This window comes from Nonomuraea typhae, from assembly GCF_009760925.1.
GTDB classification, from domain to species: domain Bacteria; phylum Actinomycetota; class Actinomycetes; order Streptosporangiales; family Streptosporangiaceae; genus Nonomuraea; species Nonomuraea typhae.
On the sequence record NZ_VRLV01000006.1, the window covers coordinates 424215 to 434253 of the forward strand.

The following is a 10039-nucleotide window of genomic DNA, read 5'->3' on the forward strand; positions in this document are numbered from 1 at the left end:
CGGCGGCGGGTGGCGTGGGGGCGGCTTCGCCGTAAATCATCCAGGAGCAAGAGGGCCCAGGAGGGCTTTCATGTCGGCGTAGAAGGCGGGCGTCGGTGCGACGGGGTAGTCCGGCAGGTCCATGAGCACGTCCTTGCCCGCCTCCCGGCGCACCCGCAGGTGGACCCGCGTTTCCCCCGGATACGACGTGAGGATGTGCTTCAGGTCTCGCACCAGGCGCCTGGTCACCCGGTTCTCGTCCAAGGGGAGCACCAGCGGCGGGTCCGGTTTGGTGAGGAAGGTGACCTCCTCCCCGTAAACGCTCACCGTCTCGTCCCGGATGTTCACCCTGCCCCGGATCGCCACCACTCCGTCCTCCACGAGCTGCTCGCCGTACAGCACATAGACCTTGGGAAAGATCAGGCACTCGACGGCCGCGTCGTGATCCTCCAGGGTGACCACCGCCCACGGATGGCCCTGCTTGGTGACCTTGCGCTGCAGCCCGGAGACGATCCCGCTGACCTTCACGGCCCCGTCCTGGCGGCTGGAGGCGAGCAGGGCCGCGATGGTGGTGTCCCGGTGGGCGTGGAGCAGGCGTTCCGCCCCGTCGAGCGGATGGCCGGAGACGTAGAGGCCCAGCATTTCCCGCTCGTGCGCCAGCAGCGTCGGCTGGTCCCATTCGTCGTCGGTGAGGGGTGTGGCCAGGGCGGCGCTTGCGCCGAACAAGGAGTCCTGGCCGTGTCCCTGGTGGCGTTTGACGTCGATGATGGCGTCCACCGCCTGCTCGTGCGCGGCGACCAGGGCCTTGCGGCGGTGTCCCAGGCTGTCGAAGGCGCCCGCCCTGGCCAGCGACTCGATCACCCGCTTGTTGCAGACGGCGGCGGGGACCTTTTCCAGGAAGTCGTCGAATCCGGTGTAGGGACCCTTCTCGGCGCGGGCGGCGACGATGGCGTCCACGACGTTGGCCCCGATGTTGCGGACCGCGCCCAGGCCGAAGCGGATGTCGGCGCCCACGGCGGCGAAGTGCAGGCCGCTGGCGTTGACGTCGGGCGGCAGCACCTTGATGCCCAGGCGCCGGGAGTCGGACAGGTACCCGGCGATGCGCGGCTTGTCGTCGCCCACGGAGGTGAGCAGCGCCGCGAAGTACTCCTGCGGGTGGTTGGCCTTGAGGTAGGCGGTCCAGTAGGAGACCAGGCCGTAGCCGGCGGTGTGTGACTTGTTGAAGCCGTAGCCGCTGAAGGGCACCAGGACGTCCCAGACCGCCTTGGTGGCCTCGGCCGAGAAGCCCGTGCCGCGCATCCCGGCGGAGAAACGGTCCCACTCGGCGTCCAGGACCTCTTTCTTCTTCTTGCCCATGGCCCGCCTGAGCAGGTCCGCGGCGCCCAGGGAGTAGCCGGCGAGCTGCTGGGCGATGGCCATGACCTGCTCCTGGAAGACGACCAGATGGTAGGTGTCGCCCAGGATCGGCTCCAGCGCCGCCTCCAGCTCGGGGTGGATCGGCTCGACCTTCTGCTTGCCGGTCTTGCGCAGCGCGTAGTTGGTGTGGGCGTTCATCTCCATCGGGCCGGGCCGGTACAACGCGTTCACCGCGGCGATGTCGGTGAACGTCGTGGGCTGCATCAGCCGCAGCAACACCCGCATGCCGCCGCTGTCGAGCTGGAAGACGCCGAGGGTGTCGCCGCGGGCCAGCAGCTCGTAGGTGGCCGGGTCGTCGAGCGGGACCTCCAGGATGTCGATCTCGACGCCCTTGTTCGCCGCGACGTTGGCGATGGCGTCCTGGATGACGGTGAGGTTGCGCAGGCCGAGGAAGTCCATCTTCAGCAGGCCCATGTCCTCGGCCTGGGTGAACGGGAAGCCGGTCACGACCGGGCCGTCGGCCTTGGGCCTGGCCAGGGGGAGCACGTCCACGAGGGGCTCGCTGGACAGGATGACGCCGGCGGCGTGGATGCCGGTGCCGCGCACCAGGCCCTCCACACCGGTCGCGGTGTCGATCACCTGGCGCACCTCGGCGTCGGCCGCGTACATCTGCCGGAGTTCCGCGGCCTCGCCGTACCGCGGATGTGTGTCGTCGTGGATGGCGGCCAGGGGGATCTCCTTGCCGCCGACGGCCGCGGGGAATGCCTTGCTGATGCGGTCGCCGAGCGCGTAGGGGTGGCCGAGGACGCGGCAGGCGTCCTTGACGGCGGCCTTGGCCTTGATCGTGTTGAAGGTGACGATCTGGCAGACGCGGTCGTCGCCGTACTTGCGGGTGACGTAGTCGATCATCTCGTCCCTGCGGCGGTCGTCGAAGTCGAGGTCCACGTCGGGCATGGTGACGCGCTCGGGGTTGAGGAAGCGCTCGAAGATCAGTTTGTGCTCGATGGGGTCGAGCTCGGTGATGCCGGTGCAGTAGGCGACCATGGAGCCCGTGGCAGAGCCGCGGCCCGGGCCGAGCCCGATGCCGTTCTCGCGGGCGTGCCGGCAGATGTCGGAGACGACCAGGAAGTAGCCGGGGAAGCCCATGGCGTCGATGACGCCCAGCTCGTAGTCGATGCGGTCCAGGACCTCCTGCGGAGGCTCGCCCCGGTAGCGGCGGCGGGCGCCGCGCAGCGACTCCTTGCGCAGCCAGCTCGACTCGGTCTCGCCCTCGGGCACGGGGAAGCGCGGCGTCAGGTCCCGGTGGCCGAAGACCTCGGCGTAGTCACCCACCCGCTCGGCCAGCTCCAGCGTGTTGTCGCAGGCGCCGGGCACCTCGTCGTCCCAGAGTGCGCGCATCTCCGCGGCGCTCTTGAGGTAGTAGCCGCTGCCGGAGAAACGGAAGCGGTCGGCGTCGGCCAGCCGCTTGCCGGTGCCGATGCACAGCAGCGCGTCATGGGCGGCGGACTGCTGCTCGGTGACGTAGTGGGAGTCGTTGGTGGCCAGGGGCGGCAGGCCGAGGTGCTTGCCGATGCGCAGCAGGTCCTCGCGGACGCGGCGCTCGATGGCCAGGCCGTGGTCCATCAGCTCCAGGTAGTAGTTCTCCGGGCCGAAGACGTCACGGTAGCGGGCGGCGGCGGTCAGCGCCCGGTCGTACTGACCGAGCCTGAGCCGGGTCTGCACCTCGCCGGAGGGGCAGCCGGTGGTGGCGAGGACGTCGTGGCCGTGCTCGGCCAGCAGTTCATCATCCATGCGCGGATATTTCTGGACATGCCCCTCCAGCCACGCCCGGGACTGCAGCCGGAACAGGTTCCGCAACCCCTCCGCGCTCGCCGCCCACATCGTCATGTGCGTATACAAACCACGCCCCGAGACGTCCCCGCCGGCGCCCGTCGCGTCGTCCGAGCGCCGCAGCGACAGGTCGTCACTCCAGAACACCGGCCGCCGATCCCGCCGCGACCCAGGAGCCACATACGCCTCGATCCCGATGACCGGCCGGACCCCCGCCTTCTCCGCCGCCCGGTGGAACTCGTAGGCGCCGTGCACGTTGCCGTGATCGCTCATCGCCACCGCCGGCATCTCCAGCCGCACCGCCTCCTCCATCAGCGGAGCCACCTTGGCGGCGCCGTCGAGCATGCTGTACTCCGTGTGCACGTGCAGATGGACGAAGGACCGCATCGCACTCCCCATGGTTGTACGCTCATCCCGGAACCCGAGCATTCGACCCGAGCCGGAAGCGGGTTGTCCAACAACGAACACCCTCGATGAGCACAACCAACGGTTGTGAAAGGAGGCCGAGTGGACCTGGACCTGGGAGCCGTCCGCGCCTTCGTCGCGATCGCCGAGGAACACTCCTTCAGCGAGGCCGCCGCCCGCCTCGGCATCAGCCAGCAGGCGGTCTCCAAACGCATCGCGAAGCTGGAGTCCGACCTGGGGCTGACCCTGTTCGACCGCGCCCGCGGCACCACCCTCACCCCCGACGGCGCCGCCCTCCTGCCGCCCGCCCGCTCCCTGCTCGCCCTCGCCGACCAAACCCTCGAGCAGGTACGGCGGCGCCGCCGCGCCCTGCGCGTGGACGTCCTCGACACCCGGCTCGCCTCGATCGACCTCATCCGGGGCTTCCACGAGAGCACCGCCGGCGTGGACCTGGAGATCGTCACCTCGAACGGCCTGCGCAGCGCCCGCGAGAACCTGGCCAGGGGCGGCGTCGACGCCGTCCTCGCCCGCGCGCTCGGCACCCTCCCGGACACCGCCGAAGCCCTGCCTGCCTATCTGGAACCCCTGCACGTCCTGGCCGCCAAGAACCACCCCCTCGCCCACGGCCGCCACGTGGAGACCGCCGCCCTGGCCGGACTCGTGGCGTGGATGCCCGGCAACGAGGACGGCAGCGAATGGGCCGACTTCTACGTCGAGATGTCAGCCGCCTTCGGCTTCGCGATCGACACCTCCGGGCCGGACTTCGGCTGGGAGCACTTCGTCCAGACCGTGGCCACGGAGAACCGCTTCAGCTTCGTCGGCGAAGGCACCAGGCTCCCGCCGCACCCGGACGTGGTCCGGCTGCCGGTGGTCAACCCGATCCCCGCCTACCCGTGGTCGCTGCTGGCCCCCCGGCACCACCGCAGGCCGGTCCTGGAGGCCCTGGCCGCGTACGTCAGGGACGCCTTCCAGCCGCTCGACCCCTCGCGGCAGTGGGTTCCCGACCTGGACCGGGTGGTCTTCGCCTCCCCGTGACGGCGGCGCGTTCGTCCGACGTGAGAAGCGACCCCCACGACCTGCGCCCGCGCACGGCGGCGGGTGGCGTGGGGGCGGCTTCGCCGTACTGGATCGAGGGCGGGCTGCGGGGAGGACGTCGAGCGGAGAGGGCGGCGGGCTGCAGAGCGGACGTCGAGCGGAGAGGGCGGCGGGACGAGCGGGCGGCGGATCAGGGGCGGGTCATGGAGAGGACGTCGAGAAGCGCGTCGAGCTGCGCCTCGGTCAGTGCGCCGCTCGCCACGTGGCCGCGCTCGATGACCACCTGCCGGATGGTCTTGCGCTCGGCCAGCGCCTGCTTCGCGATCTTGGCCGCCTCCTCATACCCCACATACCGGTTCAGCGGCGTGACGATCGACGGGGACGACTCGGCGTACTCGCGCAGGCGCTCCACGTTGGCCGTGATGCCGGAGACCGTGCGGTCGGCCAGCAGCCGGGAGATGTTGGCCAGCAGCCGGATCGACTCCAGGATGTTGCGGGCGATCACCGGAAGCTGCACGTTCAGCTCGAACGTGCCCGACGCGCCCGCGAACGTGATGGCCGCGTCGTTGCCGATGACCTGGGCGGCGACCATCGCGGTGGCCTCGGGGATGACCGGGTTCACCTTCCCCGGCATGATCGAGGAGCCCGGCTGGAGATCGGGCAGGTTGATCTCGCCCAGCCCGGTGCGCGGCCCCGACCCCATCCACCGGAGATCGTTGGCGATCTTGTTGAGTGAGACCGCCACCACCTTGAGCTGGCCGGACAACTCCACGATGGAGTCCTGCGCGCTCTGCGCCTCGAAGTGGTCGTCGGCCTCGGTGAAACGGATGCCGGTCGCCTCGCGCAGCTTCGCGATCGCCTTCTCCGCGAAGCCCGGCGGCGTATTGATGCCCGTGCCGACCGCCGTGCCGCCCAGCGGCAGCTCGAGCAGGCGGATCATGACGGAATCCACCCGGGCCGCGCCGTTCTCGACCTGCGTGGCATAGCCGCCGAACTCCTGCCCCAGCGTGACCGGGGTCGCGTCCATCAAGTGGGTACGGCCGGCCTTCACGTGAGCGGCGAACTCCTCCGCCTTGGCCCTCAGCGCGGTCGCCAGGTGTTCGAGGGAGGGGATCAAGTGGAAGGCGACCTCCGTGGCGGCGGCCACGTGGATCGAGGTCGGGAAGACGTCGTTGGACGACTGCGAGGCGTTCACATGGTCGTTCGGATGCACCGCACGCCCCAGCCGCTCTTCGGCCAGGCTGGCGATCACCTCGTTGGCGTTCATGTTGGACGAGGTGCCGGAGCCGGTCTGGAAGACGTCGATCGGGAAGTGCTCGTCGTGCTCGTTGTCGGCCACGTCCGCGGCGGCCTGCGCGATCGCCTCGGCCATGTCCTTGTCGAGCACGCCCAGCTCGCCGTTGACCTCCGCGGCCACCGCCTTGATCAGGCCGAGCGCGGCGATGTGGGCGGGCTCGAGGGTCCGGCCGGAAACGGGGAAGTTCTCCACCGCGCGCTGCGTCTGCGCCCGCCAGCGGGCGCCCGCCGGGACCCTGACCTCGCCCATGGAGTCGTGCTCAATCCGGAATTCACTCATGCGATCCAGTCTGGCTCATGGGGGTGCTCAGCTGACGAACGCCACGATGAGGATGGCGATGATCACCGCCGCCGCGGCGGCGACGGCCATGAGCATGAGCATGCCCTTCTTGTTGCCGACCTGGGGCGGCTCCTCGGCGGTGCCGGCAATGGCGAACAGGTCGGTGCCCAGGCCCTTCTCCTCGTAGACCTGGGGTGTTCCGGGTTGCTGCTGCGGAGGGTTCGGGGGCATGGGGGGTTGTTGTGGGCGCGGGTGCGGCGGGTAGACCCGCTGGCCCGGGGGGACCGCGACCCTCATGGTGTGGACGTCGCCCTCGTCCACGGGCGGCCGGTTGCCACCTGGAGCGGGCGGGAACCCGCCGGGCTGCCCGGGGGGGTCCGCGAAGGCGCCCGTGTTGCGCCTGTCGCCGTCGGTGCTGGGCGGAGCGGCGGCGAAGGCCCCGATACCCGGCGAACCCGGAGTCCCCTGGCCGGGGGCCGCCGCGCCCGGCATCGTGGTCGGGCCTGGAGCACCGTGGGCCTGCCCGGAAGCACCCACCGGCTGCCCGGGAGCACCCACCGGCTGCCCGGGAGCTTCCACTGGCCGTCCGGGAGCACCCACCGGGTGGCCCGGAGCACCCCCTGGCTGGCCGGGAGCTCCCACCGGCTGGCCCGGAGCACCCCCTGGCTGCCCGGGGGCGCCGAGGGCCTGGCCGGGCGCGCCGGCGCCGGCCGCCGGTCCGTTGGCGCCGATCGGCTGCCCAGGGACGCCGACCGGGCCGCCGGCTTGCGGGGACGCGTGAGGCGGTTTCGGAAGGCGGACGGCGATGGTCCGGTCAGGGTCGTAGCCCTCCTGAGGCCGCGGCGGCCGAGGCGCCTGCCCAGGTCCGGGCTGCCCACCGCGCTGCCCAGGACCAAGCCGCCCATCCGGCTGCCCGCCGGGGTGCGGCCCCGGCCGTCCGGCCTGGTTCGGCTGCCGGGTGTCGTCCTTGACGATCGGAATCTCGCTGGTCGGCGTGTCTGCGACCATCCGCAGCATGGTCTCGGCCTGGGCCGCGCTCAGCCGCTGCTTGTAGTCCTTGTTCAGCAGCCCGGTGAGCACCGGCCGCAGCGGCCCGGCCTGCGTGGGCGGGTCGGCGTTCTCGCTGAGCAACGCGGCCAGCGTCTCGGCGATCGACGCGCGCTCGTAGGCGGGCCGTCCCTCCACCGCGAAGTACAGGGTCGCCCCGAGTGACCAGATGTCGGACTCGGGCCCGGTGTACTCACCCCTGGCGCGTTCCGGCGCGGTGTAGCCCGGCGACCCGATCACCATGCCGGTCTTGGTGAGGCGGCTGTCGCCCTCCTGCTTGGCGATGCCGAAGTCGGTCAGCACCACCCGTCCGCCGGAGCTGACGAGCACGTTGCCGGGCTTGACGTCCCGGTGGGTGATCCCCTGGGCGTGCGCGGCGCGCAGCGCGCCGAGCAGGTCGACGCCGATCTCGGCCACGAGCCTGGGCGGAAGCGGGCCTTCCTCGTCGATGACCTGCTCCAGTGAGCGGGCGGCGATGAGTTCCATGATGATCCACGGGCTGTCGCCGTCGATGATCACGTCGTGGATGGCGGCGACGGAGGGGTGGTTGATCCTGGAGGCGGTGCGGCCTTCCCTGACCATGCGCTCCCGCAGCTCGGCACGCTGCTCTTCGGTGAGCCCGGGGTCCTGGCGGATCTCCTTGACCGCCACCTCACGGCCGAGGGCGCGATCGTGGGCGCGCCACACGGTGCCCATGGTGCCCCGGCCCAGCGGTGCGATCAGCTCATATCGCTCCGCGAGCAGGCGTGTGTGCTGTTCCGGCATGGATAGAAGATATCGATTCTCGCTTGGGAAGTGGTTTACCCTCGCTTGCGAAGTTCACGCGGCCAGAACCGCCGAGGAAGCAGCAACTTTATCAGCGCCGCTTTAAAACGGCCATAAGCCGACAAAGTGGGACGTGACTCGACCCGCTTACGGTGAACTCCTTCACCCGGCCTGCGCTCCATCCGAGGTCCGGGTACGGCCAGCGCCGCGGCCGTGGCCTCGGCCCGATGCAGCCCGCGGTGCGCGGGCCGGCGCGCGAAAGACGGGGTGTTGATCACCGGCGTCGGCCGCACGCCCTTCCTCGCCGGGAGCGGCTCCTCGGCCGAGCCGCCGGCCGCCACCCGGGCCAGCATCAGCGAGGCGCGCACGGAGTCGAGACGGGTTTCCGGATCGATGCGCAGGAGGGCGTCGAGCACCGGGCCGAGCGGCCCGGCCTTGGTCATCGGGATCGGTTCGCCGCTGGTCAGGGCGGCCAGGGCGGCGGCAGCCGTACGCCTGCCGTGCAGGCCCCTGCCCTCGACGGCGGTGTAGAGGGTCGCGCCGAGCGACCACAGATCGGCGGCGGGGCTGGCTTTCGCGCCGAGCACGCGTTCGGGGGCGATGTAGCCGGCCGAGCCGAGCACGATGCCCGCCTGGGTGATCGAGACGTCGCCTTCCAATGCGGCCAGACCGAAATCGGTGAGCACCGCGCGATCCTCGGTCACGAGCACGTTGCTGGGCTTCACGTCGCGGTGAAGGATGCCCTTGGCGTGGACGGCCCGCAGCGCCCCCAGGATCTGCCGGCCGATCTCGGCGGCATGGCGCGGGGGCAGCGGCCCCTCCTCGAGGATGAGCTGCTCCAGGGACTTGGCCTGGAGCAGCTCCATCACGATCCACGGCCGGTCGTCCTCGGTGACCACGTCGAACACGGTGATGACCGACGGATGCGCGACCATCGCGGTGGCCCGGCCCTCGCGCTCGGTGCGGGCGCAGAGCTCCGCGCGCAGGTCCTCGTCGAGTACGGCGGGCAGCCGCACCTCCTTGACCGCCACGTGCCGGTCAAGCAGCTCGTCATGCGCTCGCCAAACGGTGCCCATGCCGCCGCGGCCAACCGGCTCCAGCAACCGGTAGCGCGCTGCAAGGAGGTAACCGGCGGGCGCACGCATGGCAGGCAGCTTACCTATTTGTGTAAACCGACCAGTAGAGGCCGGGCCGATAAAATGTTGCGAACTTCGGTCAACCCGCTTGACTTTGAACGTCAGCGAACCTAGCGGCCACATCGTCCCAGTTGATGAGCCCCCACAGCTTCTCCACATAGTCCGGGCGGACGTTGCGGTACTGCAGGTAGTAGGCGTGCTCCCAGGCGTCGAATACCAGCAGCGGCGTGGAGTTCATGCCGACGTTGCCGTGGTGGTCGTAGACCTGCTCGACGATCAGGCGCTTGCCGAGGGGCTCCCACGCCAGGATGCCCCAGCCGGAACCCTGCACTCCGGCGGTAGCGGTCGTCAACTGCTTCTGGAATGCCTCGAACGTGCCGAAGTGCTCGTCGATGGCGTCCCGCAGCGCGCCGTCGGGGCGGTCGCCGCCGTCGGGCGAGAGGTTCTCCCAGAAGATCGAGTGCAGCACGTGCCCGGAGAGGTTGAACGCGAACGTCTTCTCCAGGCCGACCAGTCCGCCGAACTCGCCCTTGTCGCGTGCCTCGGCCAGGCGCTCGAGGGTGTCGTTGGCACCCTTGACGTACGCGGCGTGGTGCTTGGCGTGGTGCAGCTCCAGGATCTCGCCGGTGATGGCCGGCTCCAGGGCCGCGTAGTCGTATGGCATGTCAGGAAGGTTGTACTTCCCCATGTGTCCTCCAATCGATCACTGAGCTCCGACACTATTGCAAGTCTGTCGCAGTTGCATCAGACCAGCGACCTAGGACTCGAGCTAATTGCGACAAACTTGCAAGTACGTCATGATGGCATTAGTCAGTTAGGTCCTGGTCGTGGGGGGGGGGGGGTGGCGCGCACCCCCACATGCGGCTCCCCGCCCCACCCGCCCCCCCCCGAGCAACCAAAACACCGGGTA

General features: G+C 70.3%; 6 protein-coding genes. 1 reads left to right on the forward strand and 5 read right to left on the reverse strand.

Annotated elements, in window-relative coordinates; translation table 11 throughout:
• Window positions 1-36: 36 nt before the first annotated feature.
• Complete coding sequence (gene dnaE / locus FVE25_RS24820) at window positions 37-3552, reverse strand: DNA polymerase III subunit alpha (protein ID WP_157249430.1); 3516 nt, start codon at window positions 3550-3552, stop codon at window positions 37-39.
• 120 nt (window positions 3553-3672) lie between these two features.
• Between dnaE and FVE25_RS24825 the strand changes: the two genes are divergently transcribed.
• On the forward strand, window positions 3673-4605 hold the full coding sequence (locus FVE25_RS24825; RefSeq protein WP_157249431.1) for a LysR family transcriptional regulator: 933 nt from the start codon (window positions 3673-3675) through the stop codon (window positions 4603-4605).
• Window positions 4606-4795: 190 nt separating this feature from the next.
• Here FVE25_RS24825 and FVE25_RS24830 read toward each other — a convergent pair whose 3' ends face one another.
• From FVE25_RS24830 to FVE25_RS24845, 4 genes are all read right to left on the reverse strand, one after another.
• Window positions 4796-6181, reverse strand: a complete 1386-nt coding sequence (locus tag FVE25_RS24830; protein ID WP_157249432.1) for a class II fumarate hydratase — start codon at window positions 6179-6181, stop codon at window positions 4796-4798.
• 27 nt (window positions 6182-6208) lie between these two features.
• Complete coding sequence (locus FVE25_RS56375) at window positions 6209-7993, reverse strand: serine/threonine-protein kinase (protein WP_157249433.1); 1785 nt, start codon at window positions 7991-7993, stop codon at window positions 6209-6211.
• Window positions 7994-8028: 35 nt separating this feature from the next.
• Window positions 8029-9138 carry a serine/threonine-protein kinase gene (locus tag FVE25_RS24840; RefSeq protein ID WP_157249434.1) on the reverse strand — a complete coding sequence of 370 codons (1110 nt, stop codon included), beginning with the start codon at window positions 9136-9138 and terminating at the stop codon, window positions 8029-8031.
• A 70-nt stretch (window positions 9139-9208) separates the two neighbouring features.
• A complete protein-coding gene (locus FVE25_RS24845; RefSeq protein ID WP_157249435.1) occupies window positions 9209-9817 on the reverse strand; it encodes a superoxide dismutase in 609 nt (202 codons plus the stop codon).
• Window positions 9818-10039 lie beyond the last annotated feature (222 nt).